At 64.2% G+C, this 24,165-nt stretch carries 20 protein-coding genes, 1 tRNA gene and 1 pseudogene; 12 read left to right on the forward strand and 10 right to left on the reverse strand.

The features are described from left to right. Positions 1-34 precede the first annotated feature (34 nt). Complete coding sequence (proB, locus tag ACQKPS_RS07620; RefSeq protein ID WP_054887601.1) at positions 35-1,153, forward strand: glutamate 5-kinase; 1,119 nt, start codon at positions 35-37, stop codon at positions 1,151-1,153. Next, the gene (locus ACQKPS_RS07625) at positions 1,150-1,611 is read left to right on the forward strand and encodes a CreA family protein (protein WP_254483119.1); all 462 of its coding nucleotides are present in this window, start codon (positions 1,150-1,152) and stop codon (positions 1,609-1,611) included. Before proB ends, ACQKPS_RS07625 begins: the two co-directional genes overlap by 4 nt. A gap of 34 nt (positions 1,612-1,645) precedes the next feature. Here ACQKPS_RS07625 and mksF read toward each other — a convergent pair whose 3' ends face one another. From mksF to mksB, 3 genes are read right to left on the reverse strand one after another with little or no spacing between them, the layout of a single operon-like run. Continuing rightward, positions 1,646-4,477 carry an Mks condensin complex protein MksF gene (mksF, locus tag ACQKPS_RS07630; protein ID WP_254483122.1) on the reverse strand — a complete coding sequence of 944 codons (2,832 nt, stop codon included), beginning with the start codon at positions 4,475-4,477 and terminating at the stop codon, positions 1,646-1,648. Continuing rightward, positions 4,474-5,181 carry an Mks condensin complex protein MksE gene (mksE, locus tag ACQKPS_RS07635; RefSeq protein ID WP_054887604.1) on the reverse strand — a complete coding sequence of 236 codons (708 nt, stop codon included), beginning with the start codon at positions 5,179-5,181 and terminating at the stop codon, positions 4,474-4,476. Before mksE ends, mksF begins: the two co-directional genes overlap by 4 nt. Beyond that, positions 5,171-6,448 (reverse strand): Mks condensin complex protein MksB, encoded by a 1,278-nt coding sequence (mksB, locus tag ACQKPS_RS07640; RefSeq protein ID WP_427603437.1) that lies wholly within the window; start codon positions 6,446-6,448, stop codon positions 5,171-5,173. The genes mksE and mksB overlap by 11 nt, the downstream gene beginning before the upstream one ends. Before the next feature lie 219 nt (positions 6,449-6,667). Between mksB and ACQKPS_RS07645 the strand changes: the two genes are divergently transcribed. Both ACQKPS_RS07645 and rimI read left to right on the forward strand, forming a co-directional pair. Then, the gene (locus ACQKPS_RS07645) at positions 6,668-7,456 is read left to right on the forward strand and encodes an energy transducer TonB (RefSeq protein ID WP_427603438.1); all 789 of its coding nucleotides are present in this window, start codon (positions 6,668-6,670) and stop codon (positions 7,454-7,456) included. Then, on the forward strand, positions 7,453-7,908 hold the full coding sequence (gene rimI / locus ACQKPS_RS07650; protein WP_054887607.1) for a ribosomal protein S18-alanine N-acetyltransferase: 456 nt from the start codon (positions 7,453-7,455) through the stop codon (positions 7,906-7,908). Before ACQKPS_RS07645 ends, rimI begins: the two co-directional genes overlap by 4 nt. A 470-nt stretch (positions 7,909-8,378) precedes the next feature. On the opposite strand, the gene ACQKPS_RS07655 is transcribed toward rimI, so the two are convergent. Beyond that, entirely contained in the window at positions 8,379-9,524 is a 1,146-nt protein-coding gene (locus tag ACQKPS_RS07655; protein ID WP_427603441.1) for a hypothetical protein, read from the reverse strand. A gap of 67 nt (positions 9,525-9,591) precedes the next feature. Here ACQKPS_RS07655 and ACQKPS_RS07660 point away from each other — a divergent pair, with 67 nt between their 5' ends. After that, positions 9,592-10,176: a D-Ala-D-Ala carboxypeptidase family metallohydrolase gene (locus ACQKPS_RS07660; protein WP_254483128.1), complete on the forward strand. Its 585-nt coding sequence runs from the start codon at positions 9,592-9,594 to the stop codon at positions 10,174-10,176. Here the strand turns inward: ACQKPS_RS07660 and ACQKPS_RS07665 are convergent. After that, the gene (locus tag ACQKPS_RS07665) at positions 10,116-11,030 is read right to left on the reverse strand and encodes a LysR family transcriptional regulator (protein WP_427603443.1); all 915 of its coding nucleotides are present in this window, start codon (positions 11,028-11,030) and stop codon (positions 10,116-10,118) included. The two genes, ACQKPS_RS07660 and ACQKPS_RS07665, sit on opposite strands and share 61 nt — an antisense overlap. Before the next feature lie 244 nt (positions 11,031-11,274). On the opposite strand from ACQKPS_RS07665, the gene ACQKPS_RS07670 reads away from it, so the two are divergent. Then, on the forward strand, positions 11,275-11,886 hold the full coding sequence (locus ACQKPS_RS07670) for a LysE family translocator (RefSeq protein ID WP_254483130.1): 612 nt from the start codon (positions 11,275-11,277) through the stop codon (positions 11,884-11,886). Between the two features lie 63 nt (positions 11,887-11,949). On the opposite strand, the gene ACQKPS_RS07675 is transcribed toward ACQKPS_RS07670, so the two are convergent. Further along, positions 11,950-12,026, reverse strand: a tRNA-Met gene (locus tag ACQKPS_RS07675). 95 nt (positions 12,027-12,121) lie between these two features. Then, positions 12,122-12,880: pseudogene (locus ACQKPS_RS07680) on the reverse strand (FecR family protein); the annotation flags it as partial. A 202-nt stretch (positions 12,881-13,082) separates the two neighbouring features. On the opposite strand from ACQKPS_RS07680, the gene ACQKPS_RS07685 reads away from it, so the two are divergent. The 6 genes from ACQKPS_RS07685 (at position 13,083) to ACQKPS_RS07710 (ending at position 20,098) form a co-directional block, all read left to right on the forward strand. Further along, a complete protein-coding gene (locus ACQKPS_RS07685; protein WP_427603445.1) occupies positions 13,083-14,294 on the forward strand; it encodes an MFS transporter in 1,212 nt (403 codons plus the stop codon). Between the two features lie 102 nt (positions 14,295-14,396). Continuing rightward, a complete protein-coding gene (locus tag ACQKPS_RS07690) occupies positions 14,397-14,540 on the forward strand; it encodes a hypothetical protein (RefSeq protein WP_176506899.1) in 144 nt (47 codons plus the stop codon). 88 nt (positions 14,541-14,628) lie between these two features. Continuing rightward, entirely contained in the window at positions 14,629-15,789 is a 1,161-nt protein-coding gene (locus ACQKPS_RS07695) for an MFS transporter (protein ID WP_427603448.1), read from the forward strand. 83 nt (positions 15,790-15,872) lie between these two features. Next, positions 15,873-16,499 (forward strand): DNA-3-methyladenine glycosylase family protein, encoded by a 627-nt coding sequence (locus ACQKPS_RS07700; protein ID WP_427603450.1) that lies wholly within the window; start codon positions 15,873-15,875, stop codon positions 16,497-16,499. 87 nt (positions 16,500-16,586) lie between these two features. After that, entirely contained in the window at positions 16,587-17,639 is a 1,053-nt protein-coding gene (ada, locus tag ACQKPS_RS07705) for a bifunctional DNA-binding transcriptional regulator/O6-methylguanine-DNA methyltransferase Ada (protein ID WP_427603452.1), read from the forward strand. Between the two features lie 56 nt (positions 17,640-17,695). Further along, the gene (locus ACQKPS_RS07710; RefSeq protein ID WP_427603454.1) at positions 17,696-20,098 is read left to right on the forward strand and encodes a DUF3772 domain-containing protein; all 2,403 of its coding nucleotides are present in this window, start codon (positions 17,696-17,698) and stop codon (positions 20,096-20,098) included. Between the two features lie 134 nt (positions 20,099-20,232). Here ACQKPS_RS07710 and ACQKPS_RS07715 read toward each other — a convergent pair whose 3' ends face one another. The 3 genes from ACQKPS_RS07715 to ACQKPS_RS07725 form a co-directional block, all read right to left on the reverse strand. Further along, positions 20,233-20,499 (reverse strand): hypothetical protein, encoded by a 267-nt coding sequence (locus ACQKPS_RS07715; protein WP_254483145.1) that lies wholly within the window; start codon positions 20,497-20,499, stop codon positions 20,233-20,235. Between the two features lie 641 nt (positions 20,500-21,140). Beyond that, a complete protein-coding gene (locus tag ACQKPS_RS07720; RefSeq protein WP_427603456.1) occupies positions 21,141-22,571 on the reverse strand; it encodes an aldehyde dehydrogenase family protein in 1,431 nt (476 codons plus the stop codon). A gap of 13 nt (positions 22,572-22,584) precedes the next feature. Further along, the gene (locus ACQKPS_RS07725) at positions 22,585-24,084 is read right to left on the reverse strand and encodes a purine-cytosine permease family protein (RefSeq protein WP_254483148.1); all 1,500 of its coding nucleotides are present in this window, start codon (positions 24,082-24,084) and stop codon (positions 22,585-22,587) included. Between the last annotated feature and the right edge of the window lie 81 nt (positions 24,085-24,165).

Raw genomic sequence — 24,165 nt, forward strand, 5'->3', positions numbered from 1 at the left:
CGGTATCTACAGATTCGACATAGGTTGGAAGAAGATGCGAAGCAAGGTGACGGGCGCCAAGCGCTGGGTCGTGAAGATTGGCAGTGCCCTGCTGACCGCTGATGGCAAGGGCCTCGACCGCGGCGCCATGGCCGTATGGGTCGAGCAGATGGTCGCGCTGCGTGAAGCAGGCGTGGAGTTGGTACTGGTCTCCTCCGGGGCCGTGGCTGCCGGCATGAGCCAGCTGGGCTGGACTTCGCGACCGAGTGCAATGAACGAGTTGCAGGCCGCTGCCTCGATCGGCCAGATGCGCCTGGTGCAGGCCTGGGAAACGAGCTTCGGCGAGCACGGCAAACACACCGCGCAGATTCTCCTGACCCACGACGACCTGTCTGACCGCAAGCGTTACCTGAACGCCCGCAGCACCCTGCGTACCCTGGTTGACCTGGGCGTGGTACCGGTGATCAACGAAAACGACACCGTGGTCACCGACGAGATTCGCTTCGGCGACAACGACACCTTGGCCGCGCTGGTGGCCAACCTGGTGGAAGCCGACCTGCTGGTCATCCTCACCGACCGCGACGGCATGTTCGACGCCGACCCGCGCAACAACCCCGAAGCCCAGCTGATCTACGAAGCCCGTGCCGACGACCCGTCGCTCGACGCCGTGGCCGGAGGTACCGGTGGGGCGCTGGGCCGGGGCGGCATGCAGACCAAGCTGCGCGCCGCGCGCCTGGCCGCCCGTTCCGGCGCGCACACGATCATCATCGGTGGCCGCATCGAGCGCGTGCTGGATCGCCTGAAGGCTGGTGAGCGCCTGGGTACGCTGTTGTCGCCAGAACGCGGCATGCTGGCGGCACGCAAGCAGTGGCTGGCTGGCCACCTGCAGACCCGCGGCACCCTGGTGCTCGACGCAGGTGCCGTCCAGGCGCTGCGCGAGGCGAACAAGAGCCTGCTGCCGGTCGGCGTGAAGACCGTGCAGGGCAGTTTCCGCCGTGGCGAGATGGTGGTCTGCGTCGGCCCGGATGGTGTCGAAGTGGCCCGTGGCCTGGCCAACTACAGCGCACTGGAAGCGCAGAAGATTATCGGCCAGCCGTCCGATCAGATCGAGGCGTTGCTGGGCTACATCGCCGAGCCGGAGCTGGTGCACCGCGACAACCTGGTGCTGGTATGAAGCGGCTCAAGCGGGTCATTGCGATGGCGGTCCTTGCCCTGCCGGTGCTGGCCGGGGCCGAGGAGATCGGCCAGGTGTCCACTGTGTTCAAGTTCCTCGGGCCGAATGATCGCATCGTGGTCGAGGCGTTCGATGATCCCAAGGTCGAGGGTGTGACTTGCTACCTGTCGCGGGCCAAGACAGGCGGCGTGAAGGGTGGGCTGGGGTTGGCGGAAGATCGGGCGGAGGCCTCGATTGCCTGCCGTCAGGTCGGGCCGATCAACTTCAAGGGTGAACTGAAGGACGGTGAGGAGGTGTTCAAGGAGCGCACCTCGCTGGTATTCAAGACCATGCAGGTGGTGCGCTTCCTCGACAAGAAGCGCAATACGCTGGTTTATCTGGTGTACAGCGACCGCATGATTGAAGGCAGCCCGCAGAATGCGGTGACGGCGATCCCGATCCTGCCTTGGAGCCATTGAAACCGCGAAGGGCCGCAAAGCGGCCCCAATTACCTCAGGCCAGCTCTTCGGCCTGATCCTCACGCACAACCGCCTTCACCTCATCCAGCCGGCTGATGTACTTCCAGTCGGCCTCGTCGATGTAGATGCCATTCGGCCCGCTGCCACCTTCCAGGTCGATCGCCACGCGCGCCGACACCTGCGGCTTCACGCTCGCCAGAATCGGCACGAAGCCCAGTTGCAGGCTGGTTTCCAGCAGTGCGGCCTGGTTGCGTTCGTCGATGTCCGCCGCCTCGTCGAGGTAGTACGGCAGGCGAATGCGCCCGGCCAGGTCACGGTCCATCAGGTGCAACAACAGGTACATGTTGGTCAGCGCCTTGATGGTCATGGTGGTGCCGTTGGACGCCGCGCCGTCGATGTCGGCGTGGATGATCGGTTGGCCGTTGACCTTGGTGATCTCGAACGCCAGCTCGAACAGGTCCTTCAGGCCCAGCTGGTTGTGGTTTGCAGCCACCAGCCGCGCCAGGTACTCCTTGGCCTCTTCGTTCTTGTTGTCCTGCTCGGCGCTCTGGGTCAGATCGAACACCGACAGGGTCTCGCCTTCCTCGTACTGGCCGGCGCTGTGGATGATCTGGTCGATGTGCTTGAGCGCTTCCTTGTTCGGTGCCAGTACTACGCGGAAGCTTTCCAGGTTGGACACCTGGCGCTTGTTGATCTCGCGGTTGAACAGGGCCAGCTGGTGCTCGAGGCTGTCGTAGTCGCTGCGGATGTTGCGCAGGGTCCGGGCGATGTCGGTGACCGCGGCGCGGCGCGCCTTGGCCAGGGTCAGGGCTTCGTCGGTGCGGTGCGCGTAGGCGTTCACCAGCAGCTGCAGGCGGCGCTCCATGTCGTCCTCGCTGTCGAACTTGGCCACGCCCTTGAGGCGCACCTGGGCGTACAGCGCCTCGATCTGGTTGTCGACGCGTTGCAGGGCCTGCCAGCTGTCCTGATAGTCGTTGAGCATCGGCAGCAGGTTGTCCATGGAATCATCGACTTCTTCCATGAAAGGCGTGCCGTAAGGCAGGTCGGCAGGCAGCAGCTGACGGCGGCGCAAGGCGTCTTCCAGGGTGCGCTGCTTGGATTCCAGGTCGCCGATCTGGCGGCCGACCAGTTGCAGCTTGGCCGACAGCTGCTGGACGCGCTCGGTGAAGGCGTCGCTGGAGCGCTTGAGCTCGTCCTGGGCGGCTTCCAGCTGCGCCAGTTGCTCCAGCTTCTCGGGCTCTTCGGCACTCAGGGTTTCGCTGCGGCGGTAGTCTTCCAGGGCCTTCTGGGCGTCCAGCACTTCCTGGTACAGGGCTTCTGTCTGCGCCTTGGAGGCGGTACGGTCGGCGGCGACCTGCTGCTGGGTCTTGAGCTGCTTGAGCTCTTTTTCCAGGCGCTCCTTCTGGTCGCGCAGGGCGGCGCGGTCGGCCAGGGCCTGCAGGGCTGGCGGGTCGATGTTGGAGAGGTCGATGGACAGGCCAGGGGCCTCGAAACGCTCGCCTTTGAAGCCGTCGAGCACGGCTTCCAGGGACTTCACCCACAGGTCGCTGTCGTCCAGCTCGATGCCGCGCTCGCCCAGCGGCAAGCTGAACAGTGCGCCGTTGAACAGGCGCATCAGGCGGTCGACGTCCTGCTGCGAGAATTCTTCGCGCAGGCGGGCGTAGCTGTTGTTGTCGGCGTGGTCGAGCTGCTGCTTGACCTGCTTCAGGCGTTTTTCCAGGTCGCGTACGCGCTCGTCGAGGTCTTCGGCGCTGAATTGGCGCGACTGCGCCAGGGCGCCGGCCAGTTCGTCGTGGGCGTCCTTGGCGGCCAGCAGGCCCTGTTCCAGCACCTTGACGTCGTCGACCAGGGCGAAGCGGTGCTTGAGTACCGACAGCTCGCCGAGCCAGCGCTGGATGCCGGTGATTTCACGCTCCAGGCGCATCAGCTCCTGGGTACCGCCACGCTGGTCGTTTTGCAGGCGGTCCTGTTCGCCACGGTAGTGCTCGGCCTGGATCACCAGTTCTTCCTTGCGTGCCATGGCGTATTCCTGCCAGGTGCCCAGCAGGTTGTCGAGCAGTGGCGAAAGGCGGTGCAACTTGCCGCGCAGGATGTCGCGCTGGGCTACGCCGCCGGCCAGGGCCTCGACCAGCGGGCCTGCGGCGACCAGGGCGTTGTAGTCCTGCTCCATGCGGCGCACGTCGCGGAAGGCTTCTTCACAGGCGGCGATGTAGTCGACGCTGCCCGAGCGCAGGCTGTGCTCGAAGGCGTCGAGGAACAGCTGCTTGAGCTTGGCCGCTGTGATCTCGCGCATGTGCAGCAGGTTGATGAACAGTGCGCGGAAGGTTTTCAGGCTCTGCTCGCTGGTGGAGCGCAGCGGGATCAGGGTCAGGTCCAGCGGGCACGAAGTGTGGCCGCCGACCAGCAGCCGGCGCAGTTCGTCGGGCTTGAGCTCGTAGGCCTTCAGGCCCAGGCGCTCGAGGTTGGTGAACAGCTCTTTCTGGCGCAGGCAGGTGTCGTTCTTCTGGTAGTGGGCCAGGTCCAGCTCGCCCTTGTAGGCGAAGAACTGGTGGCCGAAACCGCCGCCCGGGCCGCGGCCGACCACGCCGATCACGTGCGGGCCGTGGGGCAGGTTCAGTTCGCAGAGGATGTACGAGGTGTCGCTGGCGAAATAGAACCGGCGCGACTGCTCCAGGCTGTACTTGCCGAAGCTCATGTCGGACATGCGCGCCAGGATCGGGAACTGCAGGGCGTTGATCGACGCCGATTTACCCAGGTTGTTGGCGCCGTACACCGACAGCGGGTGTTCAAGCGGGAACAGGCCAAGGCTGTAACCGGCAGTGTTGAGCAGTGCGAAGCGGCGGATGCCGTAGCGTTCCTGGCTCATGCGTCAATCTCCTGTTGCTCTTCGCGGATGGCCCGGGCCAGGGCGTCCTCTTCGCTTTCTTCGCCGTCGAACGGGGTGAGGTCGAGCGGGTCGTCGGTGCGGTTGAGTTGTTCCGGGCTTTCTTCCTCGACCAGCACCGGCACCGGCAAGGGCAGGTCGCTGTGCAGGCTGGCGGCCAGGTCGCGGTCCTGCTGCACCGACAGGCAGACGTCGAGGAAGCGGTGCATCGGCGGCAGGAAGCGGTAGATGCCGCCTTCTTCATGGGCGAAGCCGAGCTGGGTCATGCGGCGCATGATCTTTTCTTCCAGCTCGTCGACGGTCTGCACTTCGGCCTGGAGGAACAGGTCGCGGTACTTGTCCAGCAGCGAGGGCAGCTCGTCGCGGCCGATGCTGCCGCCGTCGAGTACGGCCATCGGGTCGCGGCCCTGGTCGGCCAGGTGTTCGACGATGATGAAGGTGAACAGCGACAGGCGCTGGGCAGTCTTGTTGACCTGCGCGGCGGCCTGCTCGGGGACGAAGTAGTAGAAGCCGCGGGTGTCGCACACCAGCTCGAAGCCCAGGGCCTTGAACAGGGTGCGGTACTGGTCCTGGAAGTTCGACAGCTGGGCGTACATTTCAGGGTCGCGGCGGCTGACGTGGAAGCCCTTGAACAGCTCGCGGAAGATCGGCGCGAGCTGGGACAGTTCGGAAAGATCAAGATGCATTGGCTGGGCTCGCGTGGGTTTCAGGTTGCGCTTCGCGGCTGGACGTCAGGGCGAACGAGCGCAGGCTGACCAGGTGTTCGTGGGTGGTGTACTCGCGCCGTTCCAGGCGTTCGCGCTTGAAGCGCTTCTCTCGCGACAGGCGCGAGAACCAGTACAGCAGTTCGTCGGTGGCGCCTTCGGGTTCCTGATCCAGCAACCAGACCATCAGGTCTGGCAGCGGCAGGGCGTCTTCGCAGCGCTCGAGCATTTCTTTGACCGTGCGTGGTGCACGCGGCAGCGGGCCTTTCTGGGTCTTGTGCGCCTTGGGAAACTTGGCCGGTTTCGGCTCGAAGCGGGCCAGGGCATAGACGTAGGCCTCGACCTGGCTGGCGCTGCCGAGGAAGGTGCTCTGCGGGCGGGTGAACAGCGGCATGGCGGCTTGCGGCACGGCATCGATGCCCTTGCGCCGGATCAACGACAGCGCCAGCGCGGCACCGCGGGTCACGGCGTTGTGCCGGCGCGCTTCTTCACGCAGCGGCAGCAACAGTTCGCGGGCGTGGCGCAGGGTCAGCTGGGCGCTGGTCTGCATTTCCAGGATGCGCGCGTGGGTGCGCAGCAGCATGTCATCGTCGACCAGGTGGCCCAGGCGCGCCTGTTCGCCGAGCAGCTTCAGCAACACGGTTTCGACCTTGCGCACGCCTTGCTCGAACGCGCCGTCGGCGTTCACCAGCTGGATCATCGGCTCAACGTATTCGTCCCAGGTCGCCAGTACTTCGGCGTAGCGCTGGCGCAGCGGAATCTGGCGATTGCTGGTCTTGGCCCGCTCGGCCACGGCGACCAGCGCCTGCTCGTCGTTGTCGAGCTTCTTCAGCACGTCGCGCACGCGCATGTCGAGCAGGCGCAGCTGACGCGCCAGGTCGTCGCTGTCGCGGTTGTCGAATGCATCCTGGATATGCCCGGCCAGGCGCTCCAGGTGGCGCAGGTAGGCCTCGATCTCCAGGCACAGGCCCAGCCGGTGCTCGCGGCGCAGGTAGGCGAGGAAGTCGTGGATCTGGGCGTTGAGCTCGAAGCGGTTCGGGCTTTTGGCCACCGGCACCAGGATGTCCAGGCGGATCCACACGTCGAGCAGCTGGGTGATGTCCTGCGGCGTGCTTTCCACCTGCTGGCGGCTCAGTTGCTGGCGCAGCTCCACCAGGCTCAGGGTGCCTTGGTCGAAACGCTCGCACAGCGGCTCGATCAGGGCCCAGTGTTCGGCTAGGGCGCGCAGGACGCGCTTGGGTTCGATCATTGGCGTCTACTCGTTGCCAAGTAAAAAGGGGGCGATTGTACTTCATCCGGGGGGGAGGATTTCACCCCTTGGTCTGTAATGCGCGATAACCTTGTCCCTTGTAGGGGATTTGCAGGCCTCTTCGCGGGTGTGGGCAACAAATTTCCGCCGACCAGTTGCAGCGCAGCCCGGCCAACAACGTTAGAATGTGCGACGTTTCGAACCCCGGATCCCCGAGCCTTGCTGACCGAGCCCCGCCGCCGCGCCTACCTTTCCGCCATGCAAGTGGTGCATTGGCTGCCGCGTGCCGAATTGCCGTTCGCCGCGCCGTCGCGCCCCGAGCTGCTGTTGCCGCAGGCGCCGGTAGAGGAAATCGATTTGGAGGTTCGGCCCTCTGCGCCGGCCTCCAGCGAAGCCCCGGCCGCGCCCCAGGCCCGCTCCGGCGAACGGCCGAAAATCGAGATTCCGCGCCCGGGCAGCACGCCCAAGGTCGCTGCCAAGCCAGTCGAAGCCGAGCAAGAGGCCCCGGCGTCACGTCCGGCCCCGGTGCCACCACCGCGCTTCTCGCTGCAGTTGCTGCGTGCCGGCAGCTGCCTGCTGCTGGTCGAACTGGCTACCGGTCAGCCTTTCCAGAGTCGCGACCCATCCTATCTGTTGCTCAAGGACATGCTGCGTGCCGCCGGCCTGCCCGATGCGCCGCAGATCATCGGCGAGCCGGTGCGCTGGCCGCTGCTGGTGCGCGGCAACATGGACCAGGGCCCGGATGCCGCACGGGATTTCGTCCGCGGCTTCATCCAGGCGCGCCTGGAGCAGACCCCCTGCAGCGTGCTGTGGCTGATCGGCTTGCCGGCCATGCGTTACGCGGCCAGCGCCGACGAGGCGGCTTATTACCAAGTACTGAAGGTCGATGGCCTGGGTGACGCCTGGGCGTTGCCAGGCCTTGAACTGTTGATGGACGAGCCGCAGCGCAAGGCGGACGTCTGGCAAGCGATGCGCCAGCTGATGGCGCGCTGGAAGAGCGTTGAATGAGTGACTCGATCAGTTTCCGCCTGATGACCGAGGCGGATCTGGATGCCGTGCTTAAGATCGAATATGCCGCGTTCAGTCATCCCTGGACCCGCGGGATTTTCCAGGATGCGCTCAAGTCCTACGAAGTGTGGCTGATGTTCGACGGGCAGCAGCAGGTGGGGCATGGGGTGATCAATGTGATCATTGATGAGGCGCATCTGCTCAACATTACCGTCAAACCCGAGAACCAGGGGCGCGGGCTGGGGCTGAAGCTGCTTGAACACCTGATGGCGCGGGCCTACCAGCTCAATGGTCGTGAGTGCTTCCTTGAGGTGCGGGCGAGTAATCAGTCGGCCTATCGCTTGTACGAGCGCTATGGCTTCAATGAGATCGGCCGGCGTCGCGATTACTACCCGGTCGCGGGTGGGCGTGAAGATGCGCTGGTGATGGCTTGTACCCTGCTTGAGGACTGAGTAGGTAAGCTGGCACCGTCGAAGGCTCGTCTTGAGCTTCTCGGGGCCTGTGAGATCGAGCGCCGCCCGCGCGGCGCATCGCGAGCTTTGCTCGCTCCTACGTTTGTTTCGGGCCAATTATTCCTGTGGGATTTGCGCGCGAGCGCCTTGGCGCTTGACTCAATATCGTGTCGTACCAACAAGGCGGTCGCGCGCGCCTGTCACAGGCGTTACTGGCCAAAAACAAACGTAGGAGCGAGCAAAGCTCGCGATGCGCCGCGCGGGCGGCGCTCGGTCTCAATGCCAACGCAATCCGGTTGCCTTCCACGCCTGTGCTCGGCTGCTATTCCAACGTATGTGCTCCGCAAACGAAAAAAACGGCGCAAGGCCGGTTTCTTCACCCCAACAGCCGCTGAACTGAATCATCGCGTACGGGGCTGAGTAGTGGTCAGGATTATGCACCTTACAGTTCATTTGTGGGGGCGTGCATGTCACTGAGTGTTTAGCGGCTTGCGCAGGTCCCGCAGGCTTCTGCTCATTTCCCCGGTATTGCACTTCGCCGCCGCCTGCTCTGGGGTGTACTTGCGCACGGTGCGGAAGAACAGCTCGCAGGTCTGCTTTTTCTGCGTCACCTGCCACTTGTTCGAGCAGGCGTCCAAGGTCATCTTCGCTTCGGCCCCCGGGTTACGCCCCATACCCGCCTGCCAGCAGGCCGCCGTCAAATCCTGCCCCATCATTTTCAAACCCGCAGCATCGGCCGCGTCCTGGTCGCCGCCATGGCTGTCCTTGTCCGCTGCATACCAGATTGCGCTAGGGTGGTTGGCGCCTAGCACCGGCACTTGTGCACCCGGTTGCGGGCTGATGCTGACCAGGCCTAGCACACCCACCTGCGGGCCGTACTGCTGCTGGATCCAGTTACGTACCGGGGCGCCGAACGCGACCATTGGTAGCGGTTTGGCAGCGCTTTGCAAGGTCATTTCCTTGACCATGCGCAGCTGATAGTCCTTGAAGTAGCCATAGGTGTCTGTCAGGGCTGCTCCCGCGCTGGCCGGGGCGGCGATCGGGGCGATGTCGATGATGGTCTGGTAGGCCGGGGTCTGGCTGGCGTCGACGCCGTTGAAGGTCAGCAGTTCGGCCCAGCGGTCGGTCGTGTTGGAACGCAGGTAGTCCTGTGCCTGGGTCAGTGAATAGTCTGGCGGGAAGTGCAGCAGCTCGATGCTGCGGCGATTCTGCAGGGCCATGCCCAGCGGCAGGAACAGGTACCAGTCGTAGGACCATTTGCCCTCCTTGTTCAGCTGGGTGGCGCCCGTGTAGGCCAGCTCGCCACTGTCGAGCAGCTTGCGCAGGGGTTCGGCATAGTTGGCGGGCACGTCGCTGATGGTGGCGTGCAGCCGGTCGTGGTCACGGCTGACGTGCACCTGGGCGTTGGCGTGGCCGTCACGGCGTACGCTCTGGGTCAGGTAGTGCTCGACAGTCTGTTCCAGCGTCCAGTCGCGGTAGCAGATCACGTGGCAATTGTTGGGGAAGGCGAACAGGCGGGTAACGCGCTGGGCGTCGCCCAGGTCGATGCGCGCATCCGCCATGGCCAGGCCGCTGAAGGCGAGGGCGGCGAGGCTCGTTGCGGCAGTCTTGTGCATGCTTAACTCCTTGTGAGTGGCCGTCCGATGTGACGGCCGCGCTCATACTGGGGCAGGGAGCATGTGGATGAGAAGAGCGAGCAGGCTGCTATTGGTAGCGGGTGTGCTGTCGAGCACAGGGGTGATGGCAGACGAGCGCGACGTGTGGATGTTCGCGCAGTGGGCCGGTGATCATCAAACCCGGCCGTTTCGCGAGATGCTGGTGGATGCGCGCCTCTATGGTGTGGTCCCGATCCATCAGCTGCTACGAACGGCGTCGGACTGGAAGCAGTGCCATGCCTCGCCGTTTGCGGTGCCGCCGGCCAGCAACTGGCCGGCAGTGCGTTCCACGTTGGCGTTGGTCAATACCCTCGGCGGGCAAGGTATCTTGCGCCAGTTCGAAGTGGTGTCGGGCTATCGCAATCCGGATCTCAATCGCTGCGCGGGAGGTGCCGTGGGCAGTGCCCATACCCGCGCTTTCGCGGTCGATATCCTGCTGCCGGCCTGGGCCGACCCCAATCCGCTTTGCCGCTTCTGGCAGCAGCATGGCCAGGCCTGGAACATGGGGCTCGGGCGCTATCCCAGCGGGCGCATCCACATCGATACTGCGGGTTATCGCACCTGGGGTGCGGATGGCGGATCAGGCTCGTCGTTTTGCAGCAAGCCCAGGTGACTGAGGCAAGCCTGGCATTCACTCATGACCCATTTGGCGAAACGCCGGCGCTTCCCGCCATCCGTTAGTGGATGTGAGCTGAGCAGGTGATAGGCCGAGCCATCACGCAGAAAGCCGAACGGGGCCTGCAACTGGCCGCTGTCGAGTTCGTCGCTCACCATCAATGCCGAGGCGATGGCCAGGCCCAGGCCGGCACTGGCGGCCTGTAGCGACAGGTAGAAGTGTTCGAAGTCGCTGCGTTCACTGTGGGTTGCCTGCTGCCCGCTCAGGAGTAGCCAGGTGGGCCAGGCATTGGGGCGGGTGTTGCTGTGCAGGAGGCGTCGGCCGTCCAGGTTGTCGGTTGGGGTGCGACTGACCGGGCCGATCCACTCATCGCAGATCTTCAGGCTATGCAAGGTCGGTGGCCAATGGAAGTCATCGCGGCGTAGTGCCAGGTCGGCCCCGCTGCGGGCGAAGTCCACCGGGCCTCCGGCAGCCACCAGGTGCAATTGCAGGTCTGGATGCGCGGCGTGGAAGCGCGGCAGGCGCGGGATCAGCCAGCGCATTGCGATAGTCGGCTCGCACGACAGCACCAGCACGTTGTCGCGTTCCTGCTGTTGCAGGCGCTGCACGGCGCCTTCGAGCTGTTCGAAGATCGCCTGGGTGGTGCCGTGCAGTGCCCGGCCGGCAGGGGTGAGGAAGATCGCCCGGTTGCGCCGTTCGAACAGTTCGACGCCCAGGCTTTCCTCGAGCAGGCGCACTTGGCGGCTGACAGCACCGTGAGTGACATGCAGGCGCTCGGCGGCGCGGACGAAGCTTTCGGTTTCGGCGGCGATGTCGAAGTAGCGGAAGGCGGTGAGCGCTGGCAGTTTCATGGGGTCCCTGTTTGGCTGGCCGGCCTCTTCGCGGGCACGCCCGCTCCCACAGGTACGCCTCGAGCTTGAGGCCGCTGATGATCCTTGTGGGAGCGAGCGTGCCCGCGAAGAGGCTGGATCAAGCAGTGCATATATGTGAGGAAAGCTATCAGATTTGCCTCACTTTAAATCGATTTTTTATGTTCATCGTCCACTCGATAATCGCCGCATGTGTGCAATTTCATCGCCTATCGAGACTCACCCAATGACCGAACTCATCGCCGTCGCCCTGTTCACGCTCCTGGCCGTCATCAGTCCCGGTGCCGACTTCGCCCTGGTCACTCGCAGCAGTTATGCTCTGGGCCGCAAGGCCGGACTGGCTGCTGCGGTGGGGATTGCCCTGGGCGTGCAGGTGCATGTGCTGTACACGGTATTGGGGATCGCCGTGGTCATCAGCCAGAGCCCGGCGCTGTTCCTGGCCATGAAAGTGCTCGGTGCGGGCTACTTGATCTACCTGGGTTATCAGTCGCTGACCAATACCGCGCGAATCAGCCTGGAAGGGGAGGTGGCGCAATCCGGTGTGCCAGCTGCGTTGCGCACAGGGTTCGTGACCAATGCCCTCAACCCAAAGACCATGCTGTTTGTCGTGAGCGCCTACACCCAAGTGGTGCGGCCGGGCAGCTCGTTGGCAATGGACTTCGCCTATGGGGCATTCATGTCGTTCGCTCACTGGGCCTGGTTCAGCCTGGTGGCGTTACTGTTTTCCCGTGCGGGGTTGCGTGCATTGATCATTGCAAGGCAGCGGCTGGTCGACCGCGTGATCGGTGTGGCGCTGATCGGCTTGGGTCTGGCTGTGGCGGTCGCCGGGGTGCGCTGAGGGGCTGGGCTTTTCTACAGGCAAAAGAAAAGGGCTTACCTTGCGGTAAGCCCTTTTCAGATTTGGTGGCTACACAGGGACTTGAACCCCGGACCCCAGCATTATGAATGCTATGCTCTAACCAACTGAGCTATGTAGCCGATGGGGCGCATTATTCCCTTGTGATGGACCTGTGTCAACACTCATTTCAAAAAAAAATTGCACGCTTTCAAAAACTTAGCGACCGCCCCCGGTTTCAGCGGACGATCAACCACTGCCCAAGCACGCCGTACAGCTGCAAATCCTGCTCGGCAGCCAGTCCCGCGAGGGTTTCGCCTGGGCGGTCGAGATTGAAGTTACCCGTCACGCGTCGATGGGCGGCATGTTCATCCATCAGCCAGACCCGCCGGCCCTGATAGCTGGCCAGGCGCTCGATAACTTGCCCCAGAGGCATGTCGTTGGCCTCGATACGGCCAGAGCGCCACGCATCCACGGTCTTCTCATCGACTTTCTGCACTGGGTGGATCCGCGCATCGGTGAAGGTTACCCGCTCGCCCGCTGACACCATGCGCTGGTCACCGCCCTGAGTAACCAGCGCTCTGCCATTGAGCACCACCAGCTCATCTTGATCGGCATGCCGCGCCACCATCAGGCGCGTGCCGTACACCTGGATACGGGCATCGTCGACCTGAACGTCCATGGCGCGGCCATCGAGCGCCACCTCCAGATACACCTGGCCTTGTACCAGGTGCAGTTGGCGCGTGCGCCCGCGCAGGTCCACATTGACCGCGCTGGCGCTGTCCAGGTGCAACGTCGAACCGTCGGCCAGGCGCACGCTGCGGCGCTCGCCCACATCAGTGGCCAGCTCGCTGGCCAAGCGTTGCATCAGTGGCCAGTAAAGATAGGCGAAAGCGCCGAGCAACAGCAGGAACAGCGCGGCCAGTATCTTGCCCAGGTAGCTACGGCGGACTTTGAGCAAACGCGGCCGTGGCCGGGCGGGCGGAACCTGACTCTGCGTGGCGGGCAGCGGGCTCATTGGGCGGTGTGCTCGTGTGAGGGCGATTTCGCCCAGCGATTATGGGAAGAATTAGGTTGGGGATGCTAAATATATTGAGAACCATTTACAAGTACGCCTCACCGCCAAATAAAAAAGGTAGCTATGTATCTATTTGTTTCCTGATAATCGGATCCCAAACCTGCGGACGGAACTCAAGCTCATGACCATCAGCAGCACTCCCACCGCCAGCACCGGTTCGGCGACCCAAGCCAATCCGCTGGTGATGCGCATCATCGCTTTCTGCGCACTGGCGCACCTGATCAACGACCTGATCCAGTCGGTATTGCCGGCGATCTACCCGATGCTCAAGGCCAACTACGACCTGAGCTTCGCCCAGATCGGCATGATCACCCTGACCTTTCAGATAACCGCCTCGTTGCTGCAACCGTGGGTGGGCTTTTTCACTGATCGCAGACCCACGCCCAACCTGTTGCCGCTGGGTACCCTGTGCACCCTGGTGGGGATCGTCATGCTGGCCTTCGTTGGCAGCTTCCCGATGATCTTGCTGGCTTCGGCGCTGGTCGGCATCGGTTCGTCGACCTTCCACCCCGAGACCTCGCGGATCGCGCGGCTGGCCTCGGGTGGCCGTTTTGGCCTGGCGCAGTCGACATTCCAGGTTGGCGGCAACACCGGTTCTGCCTTCGGCCCGTTGCTGGCGGCGGCCATCGTGATTCCGTTCGGCCAGACTCACGTAGCCTGGTTTGGTGTGGCGGCGCTGTTTTTCTTTGCCGTGACCCTGATGCTGCGCCGCTGGTACAAGGAACACCTTAACCAGGCCAAGGCACGCAAGGCGGTGCAGGCCAGCCACGGTATTTCGCGCGGGCGGGTGATCGCGGCGCTGATCGTGCTCGGGCTGCTGGTGTTCTCCAAGTACTTCTACATGGCCAGCTTCACCAGCTACTTCACCTTCTACCTGATCGAGAAGTTCGACCTGTCGGTAGCCAGCTCGCAGCTGCACTTGTTCCTTTTCCTTGGCGCGGTGGCGGCGGGTACCTTCTTTGGAGGGCCGATCGGTGACCGTATTGGGCGTAAGGCGGTGATCTGGTTCTCGATCCTGGGGGTGGCGCCGTTCACCCTGGCTTTACCGTATGCCGACCTGTTCTGGACGACCGTGCTCAGCGTGGTGATCGGTTTCATTCTGGCCTCTGCGTTTTCCGCGATCGTGGTGTATGCCCAGGAGCTGGTGCCGGGCAGTGTGGGCATGATTGCCGGTATCTTCTTCGGCCTGATGTTCGGCTTCGGCGGGATTGGTGCGGCGCTGCTGGGGTACCTGGCTGACCTGCGTGGCATCGAGTATGTGTATGGGCTGTGCTCGTTCCTGCCTTTGTTCGGCCTGTTGGCGGTGTTTCTGCCAAACACCGGTAAGCGCTGATATCGCCGGGGGCTGCAAAGCAGCCCCGGGCAATTGACGACTTGGTCAGGCTTGGCCTAGAGTGCCGCCTCTCTTTTTCACACCTGCGTAGTAGCCACAGCAATGCGCCGTAGCCAATCCCTCCCACACACCCGCCAGCCTGCTCTGCAGGCCATGCGTCGTGCGTGGCCGAGCGATACGGTGCTCAAGCGTCGCCGCAGTGTGCTGTTCGCCTTCACCTTCTCGCCACACCCAGCCCTGAACTGACACCCAGCGCCTCTGCGTCGTCCGCCTTCCCGGCGAGCGTATGGGCGCCTGTATCTGCACGTCTTTTCAGTTTTGCCTGGAGTGGTACATGAACATGCGTTTGCTGGCGGGCCTTCTGTTCGCCGTATCGGTAGTGGGCTTCAGCCTGGGGGCCAGCCTGCCGCTGGTATCGTTGCGCCTGCACGAGGCCGGGGCCGGAACCCTGGAAATCGGCATCATCTCGGCCATCCCGGCTGCGGGCATGATGCTTTCGGCGTTCATGGTCGATGCCTGCTGCCGGCACCTGACCCGGCGCACCCTCTACCTGCTGTGCTTCAGCCTCTGCACCGTGAGCATCGCCCTGCTTGATTCGGCGTTCGATACGTTGTGGCTGCTGGCCGTGCTGCGCCTGGGCCTGGGCATTGGCATGGGCATCGCGATCATCCTCGGCGAGTCCTGGGTCAACGAGCTGTGCCCGGACCACAACCGCGGCAAGATCATGGCCCTGTACGCCACCAGTTTCACCGGCTTTCAGGTGCTTGGCCCGGCCCTGATCGCGTTGATTGGCGCCGACAGCCCCTGGATCATTGGCGTAGTCACCCTTGGCTATGGCCTGGCCTTGCTGTGCATTGTGCTGACGGTGCCCAACGACCATGTCGAACATGGCGATGAGGGTGAGAAGAGCTTCGGCCTGGCGGGCTTTTTCCGTGTGGCGCCAGCGCTGTGCGTGGCGGTGCTGTTCTTTTCGTTCTTCGATGCCGTGGTGCTGTCGCTGCTGCCGGTGTACGCCAGCAGCCATGGTTTTGCCGTGGCCGTGGCGGCGCTGATGGTGACCGTGGTGTTTGCCGGCGACATGGTGTTCCAACTGCCGTTGGGCTGGCTGGCCGACCGTGTCGAGCGCACCGGGTTGCACCTGGTGTGCGGGCTGGTGGCGATGGCCATCGGCATCGCCCTGCCATGGCTGCTGCAGGTGCCTTGGCTGCTGTGGCCGATGCTGGTACTGCTGGGCGCGGTGGCGGGCGGTATCTACACCCTGGCGCTGGTGCTGATCGGGCAGCGCTTCAAAGGGCAGGATTTGGTCACGGCAAATGCCAGCGTGGGCCTGTTGTGGGGCGTCGGCAGCTTGGTCGGGCCGCTGGTGAGCGGGGTGGCGATGGATGTGGCGCCGCATGGGCTGCCGATGGCGCTGGCGCTGATGGCAGGGCTGTTCGTGTGCTTTGCCCGGCAATCGTACCGCCGGGCGGGGAAGTTGCGAGCCGTTGCTGACTGAAGAATTGGCGGCGCAAGATCCGGCGTTTGCCCGATCAGCGGCTGGGCTAAGCTGGACCTGCCTTGAAGCCACAGGAGCTACGGATGATCCTCGCCGACCTTTCTCCCGCCGCCTACCGTGAAGCCACCGACTACCTGGCAGCGCTGGACCCTGACTGGGCGCGGCATATCGAGGTGACCGGGCCGTGCCTGCACCAGGCAACGCCAGGGCGCGAACCTTATGAAGCGTTGGTGCGGGCGATTGCCTATCAGCAGTTGCATGCGCGGGCGGCCGAGGCAATCCTCGGGCGGTTGCTGGCGCTGTTCCCTGGGCAGGCGTTTCCGACGCCAGAACAACTGCTGGCGGTCAGCCCCGAGGTGATGCGCGGTTGCGGCTTTTCGGCGAGCAAGCTGGCGACCATCCAGGGTATCGCCCAGGCCAGCCTGGAGGGTGTGGTGCCCGGTCGTGAGGAGGCCTTGGGGTTATCGGACGATGCATTGATCCAGCGGCTTATCGCTTTGCGTGGCGTCGGGCGCTGGACCGTCGAGATGCTGCTGATCTACAGCCTGGAGCGTTCGGATATCCTGCCGGTGGACGATTTTGGCGTACGCGAGGGGTATCGTCGACTCAAGGGGCTGGAAAAGGCACCGACCCCGGCTCAGATGCGCTCACTGGGTGGTGGCTGGAGCCCATACAGGACTGTGGCGGCTTGGTACTTGTGGCGGGCCTGATGTTTTTGCAGTGGCTTTGCCGGCCCTTTCGCGGGCAAGCCCGCGAAGAGGCCGGAACAGACGAAACAGATAGCCGAGGTTGACCGGATGAATGCCTTCACTACCGACACCCAGCGCTGGCAAGCCGTCAAGTCCCGTGACACGTCTGCTGCCGGCCACTTCGTCTACGCCGTGCGCACCACTGGCGTGTACTGCCACCCCGGCTGCAAGTCGCGCATGGCCAAGCGCGACAACGTCGAGTTCTTCAATGACGCCGCCAGCGCCGAAGCCGCCGGCTACCGTGCCTGTCGCCGCTGCATGGCCAAGCCGGGTGAAAGCCGTCGCGCTGACCTGATTGCCCGCGCCTGCCGCCTGTTGGAAAGTAGCGACACCCCGCCCGGCCTCGACCAGCTCGGCGCGCAATTGGCCGTAAGCCCCTTTCATCTGCACCGCCTGTTCAAGGCCGAAACCGGCCTCACCCCCAAGGCCTACGCCAGCGCCTTCCGCGCCAGGCGCCTGCGCGAGCGGCTGGGCGACGGGCAGAGTACGGTGACCGATGCGATCTACGACGCCGGCTACAACTCCAACAGCCGTTTCTACGAAAGCGCTGACCAGCGCCTGGGCATGCGCCCCCGCGAGTACCGGGCAGGCGGCGCCGGAGCGACCATCCACTTCGCCATCGGTCAGTGCTCCCTCGGGGCGATTCTGGTGGCCCAGAGCGAGAAGGGCATTTGCGCGATCCTGTTGGGTGATGACCCCGAGGTGTTGCTCGAGCAGTTGGAAAACCAGTTTCCCAAAGCCCGCCTCATCGGTGGCGATGCCGGCTACGAGCGGCTGGTCGCCGAAGTGGTCGGCTTTGTCGAAGCGCCGGCACTGGGGCTGAGCCTGCCACTGGATGTGCAAGGTACCGCCTTTCAGGAGCGGGTCTGGCAGGCCTTGCGCGAGGTGCCGGTGGGTGGCCGGGTCAGTTATACCGAGATTGCCGAACGCATCGGCGCACCTAAGGCGGTGCGGGCCGTGGCCATGGCCTGCGCGGCCAATCACATCGCCGTGGCCATTCCTTGCCACCGTGTGGTGCGCCGTGACGGCGACATCAGCGGCTATCGTTGGGGGGTCGAGCGCAAACGGCAACTGCTGGCGCGAGAAACGGCACTCTCCTGATTGACGGAAGCCGCGTAGAATCCCCCGCCAGTTAGATGTGTAAAGAGGAACATTCGATGAGGCGTGTCAGCCTTGCCCGATTCTACCTGGGTGTCATGGCCCTGCTGCTGTCGCTGACCACCCCAGCATGGTCGGCACCGGCCACGCCGGTTTCCAGCCTGGCAGCGGCGGAAGTACCGGTGCTGGACGAAAATGCCAGCTACGAGCAACTGAGCGATCGGCTCGACCAGATCCGCCAGGGCGTTACCAGCAATGCCAATGACGACCTGCTGTCGCAGTTGCGCCTGTCCGCGGTGCAGGTGCAGCGCCAGGCCGAAGCATTGAGTGCCTTGCGCACCGCAGATGTGGAAAAGCTCGACGACAAACTCAAGGTGCTCGGCCCGGTGCAGCCGGAAGAAGCCGAAGTGCTGACCCGCCAGCGTCAGCAGCTGGCTGACGAGAAGAAGGCGTTGGTTGCCGAGCAGGAACAGGCGGCCAAGTTGACTCAATCGGCCCGCGACCTGTCCACGCAGATCGTCAACCTGCGCCGTAGCCAGTTCAACTCGCAAATTCTCAGCCGAGCCACGACGCCGCTTAGCCCGGCGTTCTGGCAGAGCCTGATCCGCCCCACCTCGGACGACGTAGCGCGCTTGCGCGATCTTCGCGAGGAGGCCACCGATGCGGTCGGCAGTGCCTTGAATGCTGAACATCGCTGGTTCTTCATCACCAGCCTGGTGGCGGCGATCCTGGTATGGACTGTGGTGCGCGGGCTATTGGAGCGTATGCTGGCCAGCATCATGGTGCACCGCCTGCCAGAAGGCCGCTTGCGACGCAGCGCCCTGGCCCTGAGCGTGAGCCTGGCCACTCTGGGCACCATCTCCGGTTCCGTTTCGCTGCTGCGCTGGGGCCTGGAAAGCAGCTCGGAGCTTGGCTCCGACATCGCCAGCCTGACCAATCACTTCCTCACCCTGGTGGTGTTCAGCGCCTTCATCACCGGCCTGGGCCGCGCCATGCTGATGCTGCAGCGCCCGTCCTGGCGCCTGCCGCCGATCCACGACGAAGTGGCCAACGCGCTGGGCTGGTTCCCCAAGCTGCTGGCGCTGGCGCTGATGGTCATGCTGACCATGGAGCGCATCAACAGCGTGATCGGCACCAGCCTGGCGCTGACCGTGGCCACCAATGGCCTGACCGCACTGGTGGTGGCAGTGATCTTCACGGTGGCGCTGCTGCGCTACCGCCGCACCCTGAGAAAGCACAACCTGGACCGCCCGACGGGCTGGGCCGGGCTGATCCCGTTCGTGACCGTGGTGTGGGTCGGGCTGATCGTGCTGGCACTGCTCGCTGGCTACCTGACCCTGGCCTATTTCCTCACGGCCAAGCTGCTGTGGATCAGCGTGGTGGCGGTGTGTGCCTACCTGCTCACCACGTTCCTCAGTGACCTCTGCGAAGCCCTGCTGTCGCCTCGCCAACCGGGCGGTCTGGCACTCGCCTCGACCTTGGGCCTGGCGCCACGGCACCAGGCCCAGGCCAGCACCATCCTGGTCGGTATCAGCCGCACGGTGCTGCTGTTCCTGGCCATCTTGCTGGCGCTGATGCCGTCGGGCACCAGCCCCGGCGAGCTGTTGCTGAGCCTGGGTGACTGGGACGGCACCGGTGGCAAGTTGCTCGGCAACCTCAACATCGTGCCGCAGGACATCCTGCTGGCGGTGCTGATCTTCTTCGGCGGCCTGTTCGCCATCCGCGTAGTGAAGCGCTGGCTGAGCGAGCGACTGCTGCCGGAAACCGACATGGACGCCGGCATGCGCGCCTCGCTGGTGACCTTGGTCGGTTACCTCGGCTTCATATTCCTGGCCATGCTGGTGATGTCGACCCTGCACATCAACCTGACCAGCCTGACCTGGGTGGTCAGTGCGCTGTCGGTCGGTATCGGCTTCGGCTTGCAGCAGATCGTGCAGAACTTCATCTCCGGCCTGATCCTGCTCACCGAACGCCCGGTCAAGGTGGGCGACTGGGTGAGCCTGGCCGGGGTCGAAGGAGATATCCGCCGGATCAACGTGCGCGCCACCGAGATCCAGATGTCCGACCGTTCCACGGTGATCGTGCCCAACTCGCAGTTCATCTCGCAGAACGTGCGCAACGTGACCATGGGCAATGCCCTGGGCGTAGTGGGCATCACCCTGACCTTGCCGCTGGAGACCGATGCCAACCTTGTACGTGATCTGCTGCTGGCAGCCTATCGCGAGCATGAGGCAATCCTCGATGCGCCGGCCTGCTCGGTGACCTTCAAGGACCTGACCTCTGCGGGCATGGTCATTGGCGTGAGTGGTTATGTGGCAGGGCCGCGGCAGGTGTCGGGCACCCGTAGCGACTTGCTGTTCACCATTCTTGGCCGGTTGCGCGATGAAGGTATTGCGCTGTCTTCGCCGCAGAGCATGGTGCTGCTGCAGGAAGGCTCGCGCCCGGCCGACGAGTCGGTGTAAGGGCCTTCGAGGGGCAAGTTGGATCGCCGCTCTCACAGAACTGCACATGACTCTTCGAGTCAGCAGGGCCCTCTGTGGGAGCGGGCGAGCCCGCGAAGGGCTGCAAAGCAGCCCCGTTTCATCCTCCCCACTTTTCAATGCCATGTGATTTCTGCTGCATCCCGGCACAGGACCAATTCATTCAGCGCCCTGGCCATCTGCACGTTGTGCACGGTGTTGACCAACATCCCGATGCCAGGCTCGCCGGCATTGCCGCAGATGTATTCGTCCAGTGTGTCTTCGATGCCGCGCAGCAATTGGGAAACGTACAACAGGGCCTCGGGCGAGGGCATGTCGTTGTTGATGGTGTAGAACGCGCGGGGAGAGGTTTTGGTGGGTGGATCGGGGACTACTTTTTTCATTGTTTACTCCTAGATCAGTCAGGAGCTGATGCCCATTCCCTCTCACAGGTTTGGGTGGCAGCTGTACGCGGGGTGAGAGACCGGTGATCTAGGAAACCGGCCAGGACGAGTCCTGCCCGCGCACAGCTACCGCTGAGGTCGCAGCTAGATCAACACGGGCTCTCACACCCGGTCGCCGAATTTGGCGACACAGGGAAATTAGCCCTGATGCTGATCACCAACAACAGAGAAACGGCAGCGCAGTGCGTAGGATAATTCCCAAGTAGGTTGCTCTTGAAGCATTTGGTTTCAGGTTGGGAATTTTCTTACGGGGAGATGCTTGGGGATGCATGGCTGGGGATTGGGGGAGGGCCACCATGTGTTCGGCATGAGAAGTTCAGCGCCTATGAGATCGAGCGCCGCCCGCGCGGCGCATCGCGGATAAATCCGCTCCTACATTTGTTGCAACGTGCCGAACCTGTTACGCCATGGTCACCTGCCTTGGTGCATGTCTTGAGTCTTGCAAACCGGCTGACAACCATGGCCTTACAGGCATGGCCACGTTGCAACAAATGTAGGAGCGGATTTATCCGCGATGCGCCGCGCGGGCGGCGCTCGATCTCACTGGCGCTGAAACTCTTGTGCCAGGCACCTTGCGGCCATCACCCCAAACACCGAGTCACATGCTTCACCGACTGGTACCCCGACAACCCCCAAGGCCCCAGTTCCCGCCCAATCCCGCTGCCCTTGGTGCCGCCCCACGACGTCTCGACGAACACCGCCTGCACCGAGTTGATCCACACATGCCCGACATCCAGCGCATCGGCCACGCGCTCGGCGCGTTCCAGGTCGGTGGAGCAGACCGTCGCGACCAGCCCGAAGCGGCTGTCGTTGGCCTCGGCAATCGCTTGCTCTTCAGTGGCGAAGCGACGCGCGCACAGCACCGGGCCAAAGATCTCCTCGCTCCACAGGCGGCTGTCCTTCGGCACATCGGTATACAGCGTCGGGCTCACGAACCAGCCCTCACGGTCCAGTGCCTGCCCGCCGGCCAGGCACTGCAGGCCTTCTTCGCGCGCCGTCGCGAAGTAGCTGGCAACCTTCAGCCACTGTGCCTGGCTGGTCAGCGGCCCCATGTCCACCTCCTCGGTCAGCGGGTTGCCGACCCGCAGCTTTTGCAGTGCTGCCTGCAGGCGCGGCAGCAGTGTGTCGGCAATGCCGTCCTGCACCAGCAGGCGCGAGGTGGCCGAGCACATCTGCCCGGCGTTCCAGGTGATACCGGCAACAATCCATTCCACCGCCTGGTCCGGGTCGCAATCGTCGAACACCACGATTGCCGACTTGCCACCAAGCTCCAGGGTGACCGGACGGCACTGTGCCGAAGCGCTGCGCATCACCTGGCTGCCGACACTGTTGCTGCCGGTGAACGACAGCTTGTCGAGGCCGTTGTGGCTGCTCAGGGCGGCGCCGGTCTCGGCCTTGCCGTTGACGATGTTCAGCACTCCGGCCGGCAGGCCCAGGGCGTCAGCGATCTGGCCGTAGGTCTGCTCGATCAGCGGGGTGACTTCCGACGGCTTGAGCACCACGGTGCAGCCGGCCGCCAGGGCCGGGGCGAGCTTCCAGGCGCTGGTCACCAGCGGAAAGTTCCACGGTACGATCAGGCCGACCACGCCCACCGGCTCCAGGCGGGTGCGGGCGGTGAAGCCCGCTGCCGCCAATGGCACGTCACGGTTCTTCGACGGCAGTTGTTCGGCCAGCTCGGCGTAGTAGGCGAAGGTGGCGACCGCATCATCCAGGTCGATCTCGGCCTCGTGCCGCGGCTTGCCGTTGTTGCGCATCTGCAAGGTGATCAGTGCTTCGCGGCGCTGGCCGAGCTGTTCGGCAAAGCCGCGCAGGAAGGCCGCGCGCGTGCTGGCGCTGACCTTTTTCCAGGCAGGCAGGGCGTCACGGGCGGCGGCCACGGCCTGGTCGACCTGGGCCACGCTGGCGGCCATCAGCTCGGCGAAGGGCAAGCCCAGCGCAGGCTCGCTGACGCTGATGCAGTCGTTGCCCTGGCCTTCGACCCAGCGGCCGGCAATGTAGTGGGAAGTGGTCATGGTCGGTATCCAGTCAGGCCATTTCGGCGGTGGTCACCGGCGTGTGCGGGGCGCTTTTGCAGCGCACCCAGCGCGGGCCGTTGGGGCCATACACGCCAGCAGGTTCAGGGAACAGGTTGAGCAGCAGCAGGTACAGCACGCCGGCCAGGCCCAGGGTTACCGGCAGGCTCAGGTCGATGCCACCGGCCAGGTCGCCGAGCGGGCCGACGAACTGCCCTGGCAGGTTGACGAAGCACAGGCCGACCACCGCGCTGGGGATCCACGCGCCCATGCCGCGCCAGTTCCAGCCATGCAGGAACCAGTAGTGGCCGCCACGCTGGCCGCGGGTAAACACCTGCAGGTCGTCTGCGTGGTAGAAGCCTCGGCGGGTGATCAGGCCGAGGATCATGATCACCATCCATGGGCTGGTGCAGGTGATGATCAGCACGGCAAAGGTCGACACGCTCTGCACCAGGTTGAACGTGAAGCGGCCGATGAAGATGAAACCGATGGCCAGTACACCGATCAACAGGGTGGCGCCGGCGCGGCTGAGCAGGCGCGGGAACACGCTGGACATGTCCAGGCCGGTGCCATACAGCGCGGTGGTGCCGGTGGACATGCCGCCGATCACCGCAATCAGGCACACCGGCAGGAAGAACCAGCTCGGCGCCACGGCCAGCAGGCCGCCGACGTAATTGTTGGCGGCGATGTAATCAGGCGCCTGGGTGGCCACCAGGGTGGCAGTGCACAGGCCGAACAGGAAGGGGATCAGCGTTGCCACCTGGGCGGCGATCACGGCCAGCATAATGCGTGACTTTGGCGTCTGCCGCGGGATGTAGCGCGACCAGTCCCCGAGGAAGGCACCGAACGACACCGGGTTGCTCATGGCCAGGATCGCCGCGCCGACGAATGCCGCCCAAAAGCCCGGCTGGCTGAGGTTGACGCTACCGGCGAAGCCCGCATCGAACGGCCCGGCGAAGGCGAAGATGCCGAGCAGGAACAGCAGGCTCGAAGCCCACACGGCAATCTTGTTGACCCACAGCATGAAGCGGAAACCGAAGATGCACACCACCAGCACCAGCACCGCGAACAGGCCATAGGCCAGGCCCAGGGTCAGGTCAGTCTCCGGCAGCCCGGCCAGGCGCTTGGCGCCCCCAACCAAGGCATCACCCGAGCTCCACACCGACAGCGAAAAGAACGCCACGGCAGTGAGCAGGGACAGGAACGAGCCGACGATACGCCCGTGCACGCCAAAGTGCGCGCCCGACGACACCGCGTTGTTGGTACCGTTGAGGGCACCGAACAGGCCCATCGGCGCGAGGATCAGCGCGCCCACGCCGACGCCGAGCAGGATCGCCCAGACGCCGGCCTGGAACGATAGCCCGAACAGCACCGGGAAGCTGCCCAGTACGGCAGTCGCGAAGGTATTGGCACCGCCGAAGATCAGGCGGAACAGGTCCAGCGGGGAGGCGTCGCGTTGATCGTCGGGGATCTGCTCGACGCCATTGGTCTCGATACTCGTCGAGTGGCTCATGGTGATGCTCCAGCGCGGTTGTTGTAGGCCCAGCGCGGTGCACGGGCCCTCTTGTGGGTGCGATGGCAGTGCGGCAAGGCC

It is taken from the genome of Pseudomonas sp. NPDC086566 (genome assembly GCF_050280885.1).
GTDB classification, from domain to species: domain Bacteria; phylum Pseudomonadota; class Gammaproteobacteria; order Pseudomonadales; family Pseudomonadaceae; genus Aquipseudomonas; species Aquipseudomonas vlassakiae.

What these genes read in the sequence shown, in the direction of transcription:
- mksB (WP_427603437.1), bottom strand. Translation starts at nt 6,448, where the DNA reads ATGATCGAACCCAAGCGCGTCCTGCGCGCCCTAGCCGAACACTGGGCC.
- proB (WP_054887601.1), top strand. Translation starts at nt 35, where the DNA reads ATGCGAAGCAAGGTGACGGGCGCCAAGCGCTGGGTCGTGAAGATTGGC.
- mksF (WP_254483122.1), bottom strand. Translation starts at nt 4,477, where the DNA reads ATGAGCCAGGAACGCTACGGCATCCGCCGCTTCGCACTGCTCAACACT.
- ACQKPS_RS07715 (WP_254483145.1), bottom strand. Translation starts at nt 20,499, where the DNA reads ATGAAAAAAGTAGTCCCCGATCCACCCACCAAAACCTCTCCCCGCGCG.
- mksE (WP_054887604.1), bottom strand. Translation starts at nt 5,181, where the DNA reads ATGCATCTTGATCTTTCCGAACTGTCCCAGCTCGCGCCGATCTTCCGC.
- ACQKPS_RS07720 (WP_427603456.1), bottom strand. Translation starts at nt 22,571, where the DNA reads ATGACCACTTCCCACTACATTGCCGGCCGCTGGGTCGAAGGCCAGGGC.
- ACQKPS_RS07670 (WP_254483130.1), top strand. Translation starts at nt 11,275, where the DNA reads ATGACCGAACTCATCGCCGTCGCCCTGTTCACGCTCCTGGCCGTCATC.
- ACQKPS_RS07700 (WP_427603450.1), top strand. Translation starts at nt 15,873, where the DNA reads ATGATCCTCGCCGACCTTTCTCCCGCCGCCTACCGTGAAGCCACCGAC.
- ACQKPS_RS07655 (WP_427603441.1), bottom strand. Translation starts at nt 9,524, where the DNA reads ATGCACAAGACTGCCGCAACGAGCCTCGCCGCCCTCGCCTTCAGCGGC.
- ada (WP_427603452.1), top strand. Translation starts at nt 16,587, where the DNA reads ATGAATGCCTTCACTACCGACACCCAGCGCTGGCAAGCCGTCAAGTCC.
- ACQKPS_RS07660 (WP_254483128.1), top strand. Translation starts at nt 9,592, where the DNA reads ATGAGAAGAGCGAGCAGGCTGCTATTGGTAGCGGGTGTGCTGTCGAGC.
- ACQKPS_RS07725 (WP_254483148.1), bottom strand. Translation starts at nt 24,084, where the DNA reads ATGAGCCACTCGACGAGTATCGAGACCAATGGCGTCGAGCAGATCCCC.
- ACQKPS_RS07710 (WP_427603454.1), top strand. Translation starts at nt 17,696, where the DNA reads ATGAGGCGTGTCAGCCTTGCCCGATTCTACCTGGGTGTCATGGCCCTG.
- rimI (WP_054887607.1), top strand. Translation starts at nt 7,453, where the DNA reads ATGAGTGACTCGATCAGTTTCCGCCTGATGACCGAGGCGGATCTGGAT.
- ACQKPS_RS07695 (WP_427603448.1), top strand. Translation starts at nt 14,629, where the DNA reads ATGAACATGCGTTTGCTGGCGGGCCTTCTGTTCGCCGTATCGGTAGTG.
- ACQKPS_RS07685 (WP_427603445.1), top strand. Translation starts at nt 13,083, where the DNA reads ATGACCATCAGCAGCACTCCCACCGCCAGCACCGGTTCGGCGACCCAA.
- ACQKPS_RS07690 (WP_176506899.1), top strand. Translation starts at nt 14,397, where the DNA reads ATGCGCCGTAGCCAATCCCTCCCACACACCCGCCAGCCTGCTCTGCAG.
- ACQKPS_RS07665 (WP_427603443.1), bottom strand. Translation starts at nt 11,030, where the DNA reads ATGAAACTGCCAGCGCTCACCGCCTTCCGCTACTTCGACATCGCCGCC.
- ACQKPS_RS07625 (WP_254483119.1), top strand. Translation starts at nt 1,150, where the DNA reads ATGAAGCGGCTCAAGCGGGTCATTGCGATGGCGGTCCTTGCCCTGCCG.